Origin of the sequence: Streptomyces aureus (assembly GCF_001418135.1) — a bacterium.
In the GTDB taxonomy this organism is placed as follows: Bacteria; Actinomycetota; Actinomycetes; order Streptomycetales; family Streptomycetaceae; genus Streptomyces; species Streptomyces aureus_A.
Map to the genome: position 1 here is coordinate 1 of NZ_LIPQ01000401.1, position 14,775 is coordinate 14,775.

Annotated in this window: 12 protein-coding genes and 1 pseudogene; 6 read left to right on the forward strand and 7 right to left on the reverse strand. The window is 73.0% G+C overall.

What is annotated here, in order from left to right; all coding sequences use genetic code 11:
- A partial coding sequence (locus tag AOK00_RS28805) for an amidohydrolase (protein ID WP_055603172.1) occupies positions 1–1,447 on the forward strand: 1,447 nt, incomplete at its 5' end.
- 123 nt (positions 1,448–1,570) lie between these two features.
- Here AOK00_RS28805 and AOK00_RS28810 read toward each other — a convergent pair.
- Positions 1,571–2,572 carry a LysR family transcriptional regulator gene (locus AOK00_RS28810; RefSeq protein ID WP_254047541.1) on the reverse strand — a complete coding sequence of 334 codons (1,002 nt, stop codon included), beginning with the start codon at positions 2,570–2,572 and terminating at the stop codon, positions 1,571–1,573.
- A 70-nt stretch (positions 2,573–2,642) separates the two neighbouring features.
- On the opposite strand from AOK00_RS28810, the gene AOK00_RS28815 reads away from it, so the two are divergent.
- Positions 2,643–3,815 (forward strand): TDT family transporter, encoded by a 1,173-nt coding sequence (locus tag AOK00_RS28815; protein WP_055603173.1) that lies wholly within the window; start codon positions 2,643–2,645, stop codon positions 3,813–3,815.
- Here the strand turns inward: AOK00_RS28815 and AOK00_RS28820 are convergent.
- From AOK00_RS28820 to AOK00_RS28835, 4 genes are all read right to left on the reverse strand, one after another.
- The gene (locus AOK00_RS28820; RefSeq protein ID WP_055603174.1) at positions 3,742–4,482 is read right to left on the reverse strand and encodes a helical backbone metal receptor; all 741 of its coding nucleotides are present in this window, start codon (positions 4,480–4,482) and stop codon (positions 3,742–3,744) included. The genes AOK00_RS28815 and AOK00_RS28820 overlap by 74 nt on opposite strands.
- A complete protein-coding gene (locus tag AOK00_RS28825; protein WP_055603175.1) occupies positions 4,479–5,030 on the reverse strand; it encodes a helix-turn-helix domain-containing protein in 552 nt (183 codons plus the stop codon). Before AOK00_RS28825 ends, AOK00_RS28820 begins: the two co-directional genes overlap by 4 nt.
- A 186-nt stretch (positions 5,031–5,216) precedes the next feature.
- Complete coding sequence (locus AOK00_RS28830; RefSeq protein ID WP_055603176.1) at positions 5,217–7,028, reverse strand: ABC transporter permease/substrate binding protein; 1,812 nt, start codon at positions 7,026–7,028, stop codon at positions 5,217–5,219.
- Positions 7,021–8,217 carry a quaternary amine ABC transporter ATP-binding protein gene (locus AOK00_RS28835; RefSeq protein ID WP_173861659.1) on the reverse strand — a complete coding sequence of 399 codons (1,197 nt, stop codon included), beginning with the start codon at positions 8,215–8,217 and terminating at the stop codon, positions 7,021–7,023. Before AOK00_RS28835 ends, AOK00_RS28830 begins: the two co-directional genes overlap by 8 nt.
- A 500-nt stretch (positions 8,218–8,717) precedes the next feature.
- Here AOK00_RS28835 and AOK00_RS28840 point away from each other — a divergent pair, with 500 nt between their 5' ends.
- The 3 genes from AOK00_RS28840 to AOK00_RS28850 all read left to right on the forward strand — a co-directional run bounded on the left by AOK00_RS28840 (position 8,718) and on the right by AOK00_RS28850 (position 12,642).
- Complete coding sequence (locus AOK00_RS28840) at positions 8,718–9,623, forward strand: 5'-3' exonuclease (protein WP_055603177.1); 906 nt, start codon at positions 8,718–8,720, stop codon at positions 9,621–9,623.
- Between the two features lie 101 nt (positions 9,624–9,724).
- Positions 9,725–10,558, forward strand: a complete 834-nt coding sequence (locus AOK00_RS28845) for a siderophore-interacting protein (RefSeq protein WP_173861660.1) — start codon at positions 9,725–9,727, stop codon at positions 10,556–10,558.
- Between the two features lie 350 nt (positions 10,559–10,908).
- Entirely contained in the window at positions 10,909–12,642 is a 1,734-nt protein-coding gene (locus AOK00_RS28850; RefSeq protein WP_055603178.1) for an immunity 49 family protein, read from the forward strand.
- 19 nt (positions 12,643–12,661) lie between these two features.
- Here AOK00_RS28850 and AOK00_RS40760 read toward each other — a convergent pair.
- Positions 12,662–13,116: pseudogene (locus tag AOK00_RS40760) on the reverse strand (transposase); the annotation flags it as partial.
- Between the two features lie 68 nt (positions 13,117–13,184).
- The gene (locus AOK00_RS28855; RefSeq protein ID WP_055603179.1) at positions 13,185–13,817 is read right to left on the reverse strand and encodes a MerR family transcriptional regulator; all 633 of its coding nucleotides are present in this window, start codon (positions 13,815–13,817) and stop codon (positions 13,185–13,187) included.
- A 185-nt stretch (positions 13,818–14,002) separates the two neighbouring features.
- Here AOK00_RS28855 and AOK00_RS28860 point away from each other — a divergent pair.
- Positions 14,003–14,775: hypothetical protein (locus AOK00_RS28860; RefSeq protein WP_254047543.1), on the forward strand; the 773-nt coding region annotated here is incomplete at its 3' end.

Genomic DNA, 14,775 nt, shown 5'->3' on the forward strand with positions numbered 1-14,775 from the left:
CACCCCCGGCCTCGTCGACGGGCACCTGCACCCGGTGTCCGGCGCCGAACTCACCCATGGTCTCGACCTGTCGTACTGCGCGGACCTCGACGACGTGCGCGAGGCCCTCGCCCGCGAGGTCCGCGACCTCGGCCGGGGCGACTGGCTCTTCGGCTGGGGCCTCGACCCGAACGTCTTCGGCGACGGCCCCGTCGGCATCGCCCCCTTCGACGCGGTCCTCGACGGGATCCCGGCGTTCCTGCTGCTCTTCGACGCCCACTCCGCGCTGGCCAGCCGGCGCGCGCTCGAACTCGCCGGGGTCGACGGGCCCCGCACCTTCGACCAGGCCTCCGCCGAGGTCGTCTGCGACGCCGACGGACGCCCGACCGGGCTGCTCCAGGAGGACGCCGCCTGCGAGCTCGTCGAGCGGGTCGCCCCGCGCCCGACGCCCGAGGAGAGCCGGGAGCGGCTCGGGGCGGCACTGCGGTCCATGGCGGCGGCCGGACTCACCGGCGGTCACGCCATGGACGCGAACGGCGAGAGCCTCGCGCTGTACGGGGAGCTCGACGCGGCCGGTGAGCTGGCGCTGCGGCTCCGGGTGGCACCCTGGTGCCAGCCCGGCACCGACGCGGACGGCGTACGGGACCTCATCGCGCGGCAGGGAACGGGCGGCGCGCTGTGGCAGGTCGCGGGCGTGAAGCTCTTCATGGACGGGACCATCGACAACGGCACCGCGTGGCTGGAGCGGCCCGACTGCCACGGCGAGTCCACCCACGCGTTCTGGCCGGACCCGGACGCGTACACCCGCATCATCGGGGAACTGCACCGGGCCGGGATCGCCACCGCGACCCACGCCATCGGCGACGCGGCCGTCCGGCACGTGCTCGACGCCGTCGAGAAGGCGCGCGCGGGTGGCGGGAGCGGGGTACGGCACCGGGTCGAGCACATCGAGACGGTCCCGGACGACACGCTGCGCCGCTTCGCGGAGCTGGGTGTGCTCGCCTCCATGCAGCCCACGCACTGCTGCGACTTCACCCGGGCCGACCACACCGACAACTGGTCGCGCCGCCTGGGCGAGGAGCGCGCCTCGCGCGCGTGGCGCTGCCGGGACCTGGCGGACTCCGGGGCCACCGTGGTCCTCGGCTCCGACTGGCCGATCGCGCCGTTCCCGCCGCTCGGCGTGATGGCCGGCGCACGGCACCGGCGCCCGAGCCGCGACCTCGGGCAGGCGCCGCACGGCCCCGAGCAGGCGCTGACGGCGCTGGAGGCGCTGCGGGGCATGACGACGGCGGCGGCGTACGCGGCGGGCGAGGAACACGAGGCGGGCCGTCTCGCGCCGGGCTTCCGCGCCGACCTGACGGCCTTCGGGGACGACCCGCTCACCACACCGGCGACGGACCTGCCGGACCTGCCGGTCCTGCTGACGGTCCTGGACGGCCGGATCACGCACCGGGCGGCCGGGGTCTGAGCCACACCTGCCGTGGTGGGCGGGCTGGTCGGCGGGTTGAAGGTCGGCGGGGCGCTCGGCGGGCCCATCGACGGACTGATCGAGGCCCCTCGACGGGCCGGCCAGCCCGCCCTCACCCCGCGATCAGCCCGTCGGGCGGGCGCGGGTCAGGGAGAGCAGATCACGGGCCGGGCCGGTCGGGCGGTGGCCGGTGGGCCAGACCGCGCGGAGGTCGCGGCGCAGCTCGACCCCCTGCACGGGGATGGCCACCAGTCGCCGCGAGGCCAGTTCCTCTGCGATCGCGAGCTCGCTGAGGACGGCCGGCCCGGCCCCGCTGACCGCGGCGGCCTTCACCGCCGTCGTGGAGGCGAGTTCGAGGAGGGGCCGCGCGAGCCCGCCGTGGCCCGCGAGCGCCGCGTCCAGGACCTGCCGGGTGCCCGAGCCCCGTTCCCGCAGGACCAGCGGGGTCGCCGCCAGCTCCGCCGGGTCCAGCGGACCCCGGCGGCGGGCCCACGGGTGCGAGGGCGCCGCGACGATCACGAGCCGGTCGTGCGCGACGACCACGCCGTCGAGACCGTCCGGCACCGCGAGACCCTCGACGAAACCCATGTCCGCCTCGTTCGCGAGGAGCCGCTCCGCGACGACCGCCGAGTTTCCGGCCTGGAGCGACACCGCCGTGTCGGGGCGTTCCGCGCGCAGCGCGATCAGCCAGCCGGGCAGCAGGTACTCGGCGATCGTCATCGACGCGGCCACCCGCAGCCGGGAGTCCCGGCGCCCGCGCAGCGCCTGGGCGCCCGCGTCGAAGGCCTCGGCCGCCTCGACGATCCGCCGCGCCCAGTCCGTGACGAGCGCGCCCGCGTCGGTGAGCCGCGAGCCGCGCGGCGAACGGTCCACCAGGGCAACGCCGAGCTGCCGCTCCATCGAGCGGATCCGGCTGCTGGCGGCGGGCTGGGTGATGCCGACCTCACGGGCGGCGGCCCCGAGGCTCCCGTGCCGGGCGACGGCGAGGAGCAGTTCGAGCGCCCCGAGATCCGGGACCCGGTGGTGGAGCTGGGCCCTGACGTCGGAGCCGTACGCCTCGGTCCGGCGCCCACCCGTCTGCTGATCCTCGTGCCGCTCCCCGCGATGCTCCCCGTTGCTGCTCATAAAGCCAGCTTATGACGTCATAGCCGCAAGATCCCTGGTGGGGGCCGGGGAATCGGACGACGGTGGAGTCATGGCAAGCCTCGCACCTCCCCTTCCGGCCGTCCGCGCCACCACCCCCGGCGCCCGGCCGGCCGCCTCACCGGCCCGCTCCGTCCGTCACCTCGGACCCAACTGGTACGCCTCCGTGATGGGCACCGCCATCGTGGCCAACGCCGGCGCCGGGCTCCCGCTGGACCTCCCCGGCCTCCGCACCGCCTGCGCCGCGGTCTGGGCGCTGTCCCTCGCGATGCTGCTCGTCCTGGTCGCCGCCCGCACCGTGCACTGGATCCACCACCGCGACCAGGCCCGCGCCCACCTCCTGGACCCCGCCGTGGCGCCGTTCTACGGCTGTCTCTCGATGGCGCTGCTCGCGGTCGGCGGCGGCGCCATGATCGTGGGCCGGGACTGGATCGGGCTCCCCGCCGCCGTCGCGCTCGACACCGTCCTGTTCACCGTCGGCACGGTCGTCGGTCTCGCGGCCGCGGTCGGCATCCCGTACCTCATGGTCGTGCACCACAAGATCGAGAACGCGTCCCCGGTGTGGCTGCTCCCGGTCGTCTCCCCCATGGTCTCCGCCGCCCTCGGCCCGCTGCTCGTGCCCCATCTGCCCGCCGGGCAGGCCCAGGAGACCCTGCTCCTCGCCTGCTGGGCGATGTTCGGCGTCAGCCTCCTCGCGACCCTGGTCATGCTGCCGCTGGTCTTCGGCCGGCTCGTGACCGGCGGCCCGCTGCCCCTCGCGCTCACCCCCACCCTCTTCCTCGTGCTCGGCCCGCTCGGCCAGTCGACGACCGCCGCGAACAAGTTCGCCGACGTCGCCCCGGGCGTGCTCCCCGCCCCCTACGCCCACGGCTTCGCCTCCTTCGCCGTCCTCTACGGCGTGCCCGTCATGGGCTTCGCCCTGCTGTGGCTGGCCCTCGCCGGGGCGATGGTGCTGCGGGCGCGCCGGCGGGGCATGGGCTTCGCGATGACGTTCTGGGCGTTCACGTTCCCCGTCGGGACGTGCGTGACCGGCGCCGAGGGGCTCGCCCAGCACACCGGTCTCGCCGCCTTCCGGTGGCTCGCGATCGGCCTGTACGCGGTCCTCGTCGCGGCCTGGCTGGTGGCCGGGTCCCACACCGCCCGCGGCCTCTTCAGCGGTGCGCTGCTCGCAGGGCCCGCGCCAGCACCCGCGGCGCCTCGACGAGAGACGGCCCGTACCAGGTGAGGTGACGCCCGTCGACGAGCGCGGCGGCGGTCCCGGGGAACGCCTCGGGGCCGTCGTCGCGCGTGAAGCGGTACGGCTCGTCGGGCAGGACGACGAGATCGGGCGCCGCGGCGCGGAGCGCGTCGAGCGGCAGCCTCGGATAGCGGTCCGGGTGGTCGGCGTACAGGTTGCGGACCCCGAGGCGGGCCAGCAGATCACCGGCGAAGGTGTCGCGGCCCAGGACCATCCAGGGGCGCCGCCAGATCGGCACGACGGCCGCGTACTCCCCCTCCGGGACGACCGCCGCCCACGCCGCCTCGGCCTCGGCGAGCCAGCGCGGCCGCCGGGGCGCGCCGCACGCGGCGAGCACCCGCTCCAGCTCGCGCAGGCCCTGGTCGAGGGTGCGGATCCCGGTGACGAGGACGTCGAGCCCGGCGGCCCGCAGCTCGGCGAGGTCGGCGGCGCGGTTCTCCTCCTCGTTGGCGAGGACGAGGTCGGGGCGGAGCGCGGTGATCGCGCGGACATCGGGGTTCTTGGTGCCGCCGATCCGTACGACGTCGAGGTCGGCCGGGTGAGCGCACCAGTCCGTGGCCCCGACGAGCAGACCGGGCGCGGTGACGGCGACGGCCTCCGTCAGGGACGGCACGAGGGAGACGACTCTCCTGACCGTGCCCCGCCCGGCGCTCATTCCTCCTCGGCCTCGACGTGCTCGGCGACCGCGACGACGAGCAGCCGGGTGCCCGCCTCGGTGGCGCGCCAGCGGTGGCGCACCCCGCCGGAGAGATAGAGCGTGTCGCCGCGGCCCAGCCGGTACGCGCGGCCCTCGGCCTCGACCTCGGCGGCCCCGTCGGCCACGTACAGCAGCTCGTCGTTCCGGTGCTGGAACTCCCGGCCCGCGTCCTGCTCGCCGGTGAACTCCAGGGCGTGCAGCTGGTGGCGGCCGCGGACGATCGCCCGTACGCCCGGGGGCAGGGCCGGGGAGGTCTCGTCGGCCCGCACGACATCGACGGTACGGGAGGCCTCGGCGGCGGCCAGGAGGTCGGCGGCCGTGGTCTCCAGGGCGTCGGCGACCAGTTCGAGCGAGCGGGGACTGGGGCGCGCGCGGTCGTTCTCGACCTGGCTGAGGAAGGGCACGGAGAGACCGCTGCGCGAGGAGACGACGGCCAGGGTGAGCTGGAGCGCTCTGCGTCGCCTCTTGACGGCCGCGCCCACGCGTGGTGATTCCTTCTCGTCCATGTCGGCCCCCTCCCTCATACCTCGTGCGTACCCGTACCGGGCGGTTACCTGAACCTTACGCAGCTTTGGGGCAGGGTTTCGCGTCGTGACGAAAAGGGGCGGCCGCCGAACACGTTCGGCGACCGCCCCTTTTCGGACAGGAACCGTCCACCGGTCGCTGTCGGTTGCCCGGAGGCTACTGCCGGGCTACTGGGGCGCGAGCTTCTCCGCGAGACCCGGATTGCCGTCCAGCCAGGTGCGGACGGCCTCCTGCTCCTTGCCCTTGCCGGTCTCCTGGATGACCGCTTCGAGATCCGTGAGCTGCTTCTCGGTCAGCTCGAAGTCCTTCAGCCAGGCACCGACCTCGGGGTTCTCGGCGGCGAAGCCCTTACGGGCCAGGGTGTGGACACCGTCGCCCTTGCCCCAGGAGCCCTTGGGGTCGGCGAGCTTCTTCAGGTCGTGCGCGGAGTAGGCCCAGTGCGGCGACCAGAGGGTCACGACGACCGGTTCCTTGCGCTCGTAGGCGCGCTTCAGCTCGGCGAGCATGCCGGGCGTGGAGCCGTCGACGACCTCGTACTCGCCCTCCAGGCCGTACTCCTTGAGGACCTTGTCCTTCAGGATGCCCATCATTCCGGCGCTGGGCTCGATGCCGACGATCCGGCCCTTGAACTGTCCGGCCTTGCCCTTGAGGTCGGCGAGCGAGTCGACGCCCTTCACGTACGAGGGGACGGAGAGCTCCAGGGAGGTGGGGCCGTACCAGGAGCCGAGGTCCTCCAGCTTGTTCTTGTACTTCTCCCAGTACTGGGCGTGGGTGACGGGCAGCCAGGAGTCGGTCTGGAAGTCGAGCTGGCCGCCGGCCAGCCCGGTGTAGAGCGCTCCGGCCTCCAGCTGCTTGGTGTCGACCTCGTACCCCCGGCGCTCCAGGAGTTCCTTCCACAGGTACGTGGAGGCGATGCCCTCGTCCCAGGGGATGTAGCCGATGCTGATCTTCTTGCCCTGGCCGCCGCCGGTGCCCGAGGCGGTGGTGGAGCCCGTACCGGAGCCGCCGAGGAAGCCCGTACCGCCGGCGACGAGGGCGAGCACGACGACACCGACGAGGGCGGTGACGGGCTGCGGACGGTGGGCCCACAGCTTCGCCCCGGGACGCTTGGCGCTCAGCGCGGCGCGGGCCTTGGCGGCGGCACGGCGGCCGAGCGGGGAGACCTGGCGGCCGAGGGCGCCGGTCATCCGGTCCAGGTACATGGCGAGGACGACGATGGAGACGCCCGCCTCGAAGCCGAGGCCGATGTCGACGTTGCCGATGGCGCGGTAGACGGCGCCGCCGAGCCCGCCGCCGCCGACCATGCCGGCGATGACGACCATGGACAGGCCGAGCATGATGACCTGGTTGACGCCGGCCATGATCGTCGGCAGGGCCAGCGGGAGCTGCACGCGCAGCAGCGTGTTGCGCGGGGTGGTGCCGAACGCCTCGGCGGCCTCGACGAGTTCACCGTCGACCTGCCGGATGCCCAGCTCGGTCATGCGGACGCCCGGGGGCAGCGCGAAGACGATGGTGGCGATGATGCCGGGGACGACACCGACGCCGAAGAAGATGATGCCGGGGATGAGGTAGACCATCGCCGGCATGGTCTGCATGAAGTCGAGGACCGGCTGCAGGACGGCACTGACGGTCTTCGAGCGGGCCGCCCAGATGCCGAGCGGTACCGCGATCACCAGGGTCACCAGGGTGGCGACGAGAACGAGCGACAGGGTCGCCATGGCCTCGTCCCACAGCTGGACCGAGTCGACGAGCGCGAACCCGGCGAAGGCGAGCACGCCGGCGGCGAGCCCGCGCAGCCACCAGGCGACGACGGCGAGGATGCCGGCGAAGAGCAGCGGCTGGGGCGCGGACAGGACGGCGTCGATGCCGTCGTAGAGGCCGGTGACGCCGCTGCTGACGGCGTCGAAGAGCCAGGAGAACTGGGCCTGGAGCCAGTCGACGGAGGTGTCGACCCAGTCACCGAGGGGAAGCCTAGGCACGGGCGGTCAGCTCCTTCTTCGGCTGGGTGGCGGCCATGGAGCCGGTCGCGCTGCCGGCCTTGGTGTCGGCCTTGCTGCCGGCCTCGGTGTCGGCCTGGCCCGTCTTCGGGCCGGTCTTCGCGTCGGTCTTCGCGTCGGCCTGGTCACCGGCGTCCCTCGCGCCGAGTCCGCCCATGACGGCGAGCAGGCGCTCCGTCGGTACGACTCCGAGGACGGAGCCGTCGGAGTCCCGGACGGTCACGGGGTGCGGGGCGCGGGCGGCGACGGCGCACAGGTCGGCGACGAGCGTGTCCGGCCCGACCGGCCGGCAGGCGCAGCCGTCGGGGCAGTCGGCAGGCGTGGCGCCGCCCGTCATGACGGCGGAGGCGGTGAGCACCCGGGAGCGGTCCACGTCCTGGATGAAGGAGGCGACGTAGTCGTCGGCGGGGCGGACCAGGATGTCCTCGGCGGTGCCGAGCTGCACGATCCTGCCGTCGCGCATGACTGCGATCCGGTCGCCCAGGCGCATGGCCTCGTTGAGGTCGTGGGTGATGAAGACGATGGTCTTCTTCAGCCGCTGCTGGAGGACGAGGAGCTGGTCCTGCATGTCACGGCGGATCAGCGGGTCGAGCGCGCTGAAGGACTCGTCCATGAGGAGCAGGTCGGCGTCGGTCGCGAGCGCGCGGGCCAGACCCACGCGCTGCTGCATGCCGCCGGAGAGCTCGTCGGGCCAGGACTTCTCCCAGCCCGCGAGACCGCACAGTTCGAGGGCCTCGGTGGCCCGGGTCTCACGCTCGGCGCGCGGGACGCCCTGGACCTCCAGGCCGTAGGCGGCGTTCTCCAGAACGTTTCGGTGCGGGAACAGCGCGAAGTGCTGGAAGACCATGCTGATCTTGGTGGAGCGGACCGTGCGCAGATCCCGGGGAGACAGCGCGGTGAGGTCACGACCGTCGAAGAGAACCCGGCCGGCGGTGGGCTCGAGCAGGCCGTTGAGCATGCGGAGCAGGGTCGACTTGCCGGACCCGGAGAGCCCCATCACGACGAAGATCTGGCCGGGCTCGACGGTGAAACCGGCGTCCACGACGGCTGCTGTCGTCCCCTCGGCGCGCAGCTCCTCGCGGTCTGTGTCGCCGACGGCGAGCCTGCGGACGGCTTCGTCGGGTCGTCTGCCGAACACCTTGAACAGGTGGTCTGCCTGGAGCCTGGACACATGAACCTCACGGGTAGCAACGAAAACGGCCCCCGCCACCCCCGCGTGGTTGGGCCGTGGAGCGGGCGGGATCGGCCCGCGGGCCCGTCGCGTACGGGGACTCTTTTGTTGAATCCCGTACCGGGTTCCGCTCCGGGCTCGCGCCTGCCCTGCTCCACAGGGTGCAAACGCAAAGGTGACGGGGGTCACGTGCGGGGGACGGGAACCGCGGACACGGCGAACGCGTCCCCGGACGCCGGAGCCGCTCGCCGAACGCGTACGGCGGCGCTCGGCGGGCGCTCGCCGAACACGTACGGCGGCGCTCGGCAGGCGCTCGGCGAACACGTACGGCGGCGCTCGGCAGGCGCTCGGAACGGCTCACGGCGGGCCATCGGCGGGCCTCTACGGACGCCCGGCAGGCCCTCGGCGAGTGCTCGGCGGACGCCCGGCGGATCGGCGGGACGCGTCCCGGCCCCTCAGGCACCCCGAGCCCTAAAATCAAGCAGGTGACTCGACGCCTCATGCTCCTCGACACCGCCAGCCTCTACTTCCGTGCCTACTTCGGCGTGCCGGACTCGGTCCGGGCCCCCGACGGCTCGCCCGTGAACGCCGTGCGCGGACTGCTCGACTTCATCGCCCGGCTCGTCCAGGACCACCACCCGGACGACCTGGTGGCCTGCTGGGACAACGACTGGCGGCCGCAGTGGCGGGTCGACCTGATCCCCTCGTACAAGGCGCACCGGGTGGCCGTGGAGACGGAGACCGGCCCGGACGAGGAGGAGATCCCGGACACCCTGTCCCCGCAGGTGCCGGTGATCGAGGAGGTCCTGGCGGCGCTCGGCATCGCCCGGATCGGGGCGGCCGGCTACGAGGCGGACGACGTGATCGGGACACTCGCGGGGCGCGCGGCGGGGCCGGTGGACATCGTCACGGGCGACCGGGACCTCTTCCAGCTGGTGGACGACGCACGGAGCGTCCGCGTGCTGTACCCGCGCAAGGGCGTCGGCGACTGCGATCTGGTGGACGCGGAGCTGATCCGCACCAAGTACGGCGTGCGCCCCGACCAGTACGCGGACTTCGCCGCACTGCGCGGCGACGCCAGCGACGGTCTCCCCGGGGTGAAGGGCATCGGCGAGAAGACGGCCGCGCAGCTGATCACGGAGTACGGGGACCTGGCGGGCGTACGGGCGGCCGCCGAGGACCGGACGTCGAAGCTGACGCCCGCCAAGCGGCGCGGAATCGTGGAGGCGGCGGCATACCTGGACGTCGCGCCGACGGTGGTGCGCGTCGCCGGAGACGTACCGCTGCCGGAGTTCGACGCGACCCTGCCGAAGGCTCCCCGCGACCCGGCGGCGCTCGACGCCCTCGCGAAGCGCTGGGGGCTCGGCGGGGCCGTGGGCCGTCTGCTGCCGGTCCTGGAACGCTGACGAAATCCGGCCACACTGGGTCGACCGCGCCTCGGGATGCTAGCTTAGGCATACCTAAGTACCGAGTACGTCGAGATCACGTCGAGTCAGGAGAGCCACTCGTGGCGGAGCAGCCCCGCAAGGCACCGAAGGCCACCGAAGCGCGTGTGGTGCGCACCGAGCGCATCACCCCGCACATGGTGCGGGTCGTCCTGGGCGGCCCCGGCCTCGACGCCTTCGAGGTCGGCGCGTACACCGACCACTACGTGAAACTGCTGTTCGCCCCCGAGGGCGTCGCCTATCCGGAGCCGTTCGACATGGACCGGATCCGGGAGGAGTTCCCCCGGGAGCAGTGGCCGACGACGCGGACGTACACCGTACGGGACTGGGACCCGGTCTACCGCGAGCTGACCATCGACTTCGTGGTCCACGGCGACGAGGGCCTCGCGGGTCCGTGGGCGGCGCGGGCACAGGCGGGCGAGACGGTGCGCTTCCTCGGCCCCGGCGGCGGCTACACGCCGGACCCGGCGGCGGACTGGCACCTGCTCGCGGGCGACGAGAGCGCGCTGCCGGCGATCGCGGTGGCCCTTGAGCGGCTGCCCGCGGGGGCCCGGGTGCACGCGTTCGTGGAGATCTCGGACGCCGCAGAGGAGCAGAAGTTCGCGACGGAGCACGGCATCCACGTCACCTGGCTGCACCGGGGCGACCGCCCGGCGGGCGAGGCACTCGTCGAGGCCGTGCAGACCCTGGAGTTCCCGGCGGGCGACGTGCACGCCTTCGTCCACGGCGAGGCGGGCTTCGTGAAGGACCTCCGCCGCCACCTGCGACTGGACCGCGAGATCCCGCGTGAGCGGCTGTCGATCTCGGGCTACTGGCGCCAGGGCAAGTCGGACGAGGCGTGGCGCGCGATCAAGCGCGAGTGGAACGACCAGGTGGAGCGCGAGCAGGAGAACTGAGACACGGAGCCGAGCGATCGGCTCACGGCGCGGGGCCCGGGGGTGATCCCCCGGGCCCCGCGCCGCTTGTGAGCGCGACTCAGACCCCCGGGGGGATCCCGCGGGCCCCGCGCCGCCCCTGCGGGCCTGCGCGTGACTCCGGCCCCGAGCCAGGCCGCCGGCCCGCCAAGCCGGCCCCGCGCCAGGTCGCCCGCCCGCGATGCCGGCCCCGGCCAGACCGTCTCTTTCCGATCGCGTGCGGCCCCGCGCTGCCCGACGCGGGTTCGGCCGACACGACCCGAAAGTGACGACCTAGGCTGGTCGCAGAAATTCGATCAAGGGGCAGGTCCGTGCGAATAGAGCGTCACCAGGTGGGCGGGGCCGTCGTGTCGGCGTCGCGCGAGGACTTCACGAACCGCATCGGGGGTCAGGTGCGATCCATGTCGCGGGCCGGCCGGATGGCCACCTACGAGTGGCAGTCGATCGCCCACGAGTTCCTCGACTACCTGGGCGCCCTGTCCGTCGAGACGCCCGATCTCGACACCGCGGAGGCCAGGACCGCCCTCAAGGACGCCGCCGAGGCCGCGGCCGGCGCCGTCGCGTACGCGGCGTACCACCCGCACTGCAGCTTCAACGTCTTCCTGGAGTACGTGAACTTCGGCATGAGCTACGACCCGGGGGAAGACGCACCCGAGGAGAGCGTCACGCCCGGGGAGTGGATCGACGCGCTCTGCCTGTCGGTCCTCAGGGACAAGGCCAAGTGGCATGGCGAGGAATTCACCTTCGCCCGGCGGAAGTTCGCCGAGCAGGCGAAGGGAACCCCCGCCGGCGAGCTCGCCACGGGGTTGACGGCCGTGGCCCTGGACGACGCCGGCGACGGCGAGTACCCGCCGAGCACGCAGGCCAAGCTGGCCGCCGTCGACGCGGCCCTGGACCGGATCCGTACCCGTGCGGCGGAGACGGGCGAGCCCCTCCTGGACCAGCCGAACGGCCTGGCACTGCGGACGCTGCGGGCGCTGGCCGCCGAGGACCGCCCGGGATTCGACGCCGCTCTGGCCGAACTCCTGGTCAGGCACAGCACCCTGCACGGTCCGGAGGACTCCCCGAGCAGCCTGCTCCCCCTCGTGCCCATCGCGCTGGCCGCGATCGCGTACCGGACGCTGGGCTGGGCGCCGACCGTTCACACCGACTACCTCCCGCACGCGCTGGTAACCGGCTTCGAGAGCCGGGGGCCGCGGGTCGGAGGGCTCGGCCGGAACCGGCGTCCGGACGCGGTCGCCGCGCTCGCCGCGGGCCCGCTGGTGGTGGAGCGGCCCGCCTGTGAGCGCGAGGGGCTCGCGCGGATCGAGGCCATGTACGAGGATCACCTGCAGGAGGCGTTCGCCCCCGCCGACCTGGAGCCGCTCGCCGTCTGGCGCCTCGGCAGCGTGATGGACGATCAGGTGCGCCTCTTCCACTGGCGGGCGGGCAATCCCGGCGACACCCTGGACGCCCAGCTCGCCACCCTTCGGCTGGCCTCTCGCGCGGGGGCGGCCCTGTTCCGCATCGCGCTCGCGGAGCCGGGCACCGAGGCCGAGGTGGACATCGACGGCCGCACGCTGCGCTACCGGGCCAAGCGCGGCGAGGATGCCGGTGCCGGGCGCTGGCAGACGGCCACCGCCCTCGCCCTGATCACCGGCGCGCGCGAGGACCTCGCCCCGCTGGTCCTCACCGGCCCCACCTTCGCCCGCCCGGACGGCTCCGCCTTCACCGCGTACCGCGAGGCCCTCCACGCCTATCTGAAGGGCGCCGACCCCGAAGCGGCCGCGCAGCGAGCGCTTCACGAGGCCGAGAAGGCCAAGGACTGGGGCTTCGCGATGCCGCCGGCCGTGCTGCTCTCTCAGCTGGTCGAGGGCGACGAGGAGAGCTTCAACCTCGCTCTGGCGGACGCGCTGGAAGCCCACCGCGCGTACTACGAGGTCGGCGATCGCTCCGACGATCCGCAGGTCTCCGTCAACCTCGACGTCCTCGCGCTGGCCTGCCACGCCCGCCGTCGCGGCTGGGACATCCGCGTCGAATCCCCCTACCTCCCGCAGGGACTCCTGCGATCCGCCGAACCCTTCTAGCCAGGCCGTTTGCTTTGGATCACCTCGCCGACCAGATGAAGACGGCGGCGAGGTGGAGCCCGACGAGGTGGGCGGTGGCGGCCTTGTCGTATCGAGTGGCCAGGCCGCGCCACCGCGTGCGCTTGTTGATGCAGCGTTCGACGGTGTTCCGATGCTGGTAGGCCTCGCCGTCGAAGGCCCGTGGCGTGCCCGCGGCTGCCGGGACGCTTGCGGTTGGCTGCCTGGTCGGCGGGCTGCGGGATCACCACCCGGATTCCGCGCCGACACAGGTGAGAACGGCGCCGGAGGAGTACGCCTTTTCGGCCAGGACCACGTCCGGGGCCACCCTCGGCCGCCGACCGGCTGCGGAACCCGTAAGCGGGCCATGACCTGCGGGAACGCGGGTGCCTCACCGGCCTGGCCAGGCGTGATGACGAAGGCCAGCGGCCGGCAACGGCTGTCGGCGGCCGGGTGGATCCTTGTGGTCAGCCCACCGACCGGGCATCAGTCAACGACACACATCAACCAACGATCCGATGATCCGAGGATCCGAAGGAAACAGCCTAGGTCGACTGCCCGTACCTGCGGTCCGAGGCGTCCGTCTGGGCCATCCGCCGCAGCGCCGAGAAGATCGCGTCGCCGATGACCGTTCCGACGACCACGCTCTCCACCAGTTCCTCACGCGCCACCTCGCGCGCCACGTAATCCAGGTCGACCCGCGCCACCCGCTCCGCCGCGTCCGCGTACGCGTCCAGGACCTCGGTGAACGCCCCGTGGCCGGCCTCGTCGACCGCCGCGAGGGCGACCGCGAGCGCCTCCGAGGCCGGATTTCCCTGCTGCACCCGCCAGCCGCGCGCGGCGATCAGCGCCGCGACCTGCTTCCGCGCGTCCTCGATCCCGGCGTGCGACTCGCGGTCGTAGCGCGGCACCAGCCCGGCGGCCACCGTGCCGAGCAGCTTGTGCACCGAACGTTCGGGGTCGTCGATCGCGAGGATCACCTCACGGATGGACGCCACCGACAGGCCGCCCACATCGAGGAGCGCCCGGATCAGGCGGAGGCGCTGCACATGCGTCTCCCCGTACGAGGCCTGGTTCGGGCTCGTCAGTTCCCCGGCCGGCAGCAGTCCTTCCCGTACGTAGAACTTGATCGTCGGGATGGACACCCCGGTCCTGCGACTCAACTCTCCGATGCGCACCGCGTGTTCACCTTCCTGGTCTTGCTTCGGCCTTGCCGACCGACACCCCCATCATAGATAGTGGCGCTATCAGATAGTGGCTAGTGCCACTATCCACACATTTCCACGGGGGGATCCGTATGTCTTCATCGCACAAGAACCCACTGCTGCGGCTCCATCGACCACTGGTCTGGTTCGCCGCCTCCATGGGCGTTCTCACCCTGGTCTCCGCCGTCGGCATCTTCGTCGACGACCGCATCCTGGTCGGCGTGCCGATCTGGACCAAACCGTTCAAGTTCTCGGTCTCGTTCGTCGCGTACTCGCTCTCGCTCGCCTGGATGCTCTCGCTGCTGCCCCGGGGCCGCCGGGTCGGCTGGTGGGCCGGAACCGTCGTCGCCGTCGCCAGCGCCGGCGAGATGGTGCTCATCACCCTCCAGGTGATCCGCGGAAAGCGGAGTCACTTCAACCACGCCACCCCCTTCGACGACACCGTCTTCCAGGTCATGGGCGCCACCGTCGTGGTGCTCTGGCTGGGCGCGCTCGTCATCGCGGTCCTCCTGCTGCGCGCCAAGATCCTCGACCGGGCGATGGCCTGGGCCGTCCGGCTGTCCTCGCTGATCGCCCTGGCGGGCGCCGCGGTGGGCTTCCTGATGGTCCGTCCGACCCCGGAACAGCTGGAGGTCGACGAATCGCCGGTCGCCGGCGCCCACGCCGTCGGCGTACCGGACGGCGGCCCGTCGATGCCGCTGACCGGCTGGGCGAGCAACGGCGGCGACCTGCGCATACCGCACTTCTTCGGCATGCACGCCCTGCAGCTGCTCCCGCTGCTGCTGCTCGTCCTGGCCGCGCAGGGCCTGCCAGGTCAGCAGGACGAAGGTCGCGGTGTACGCGGCCGAGGCCGTGAGGGTGAGCCGGAGACGTACGCGTTCGTCCGCGAGGCGGGCGAAGCGCGGTGCGAGCGCGGCCAGGACGAGCAGCA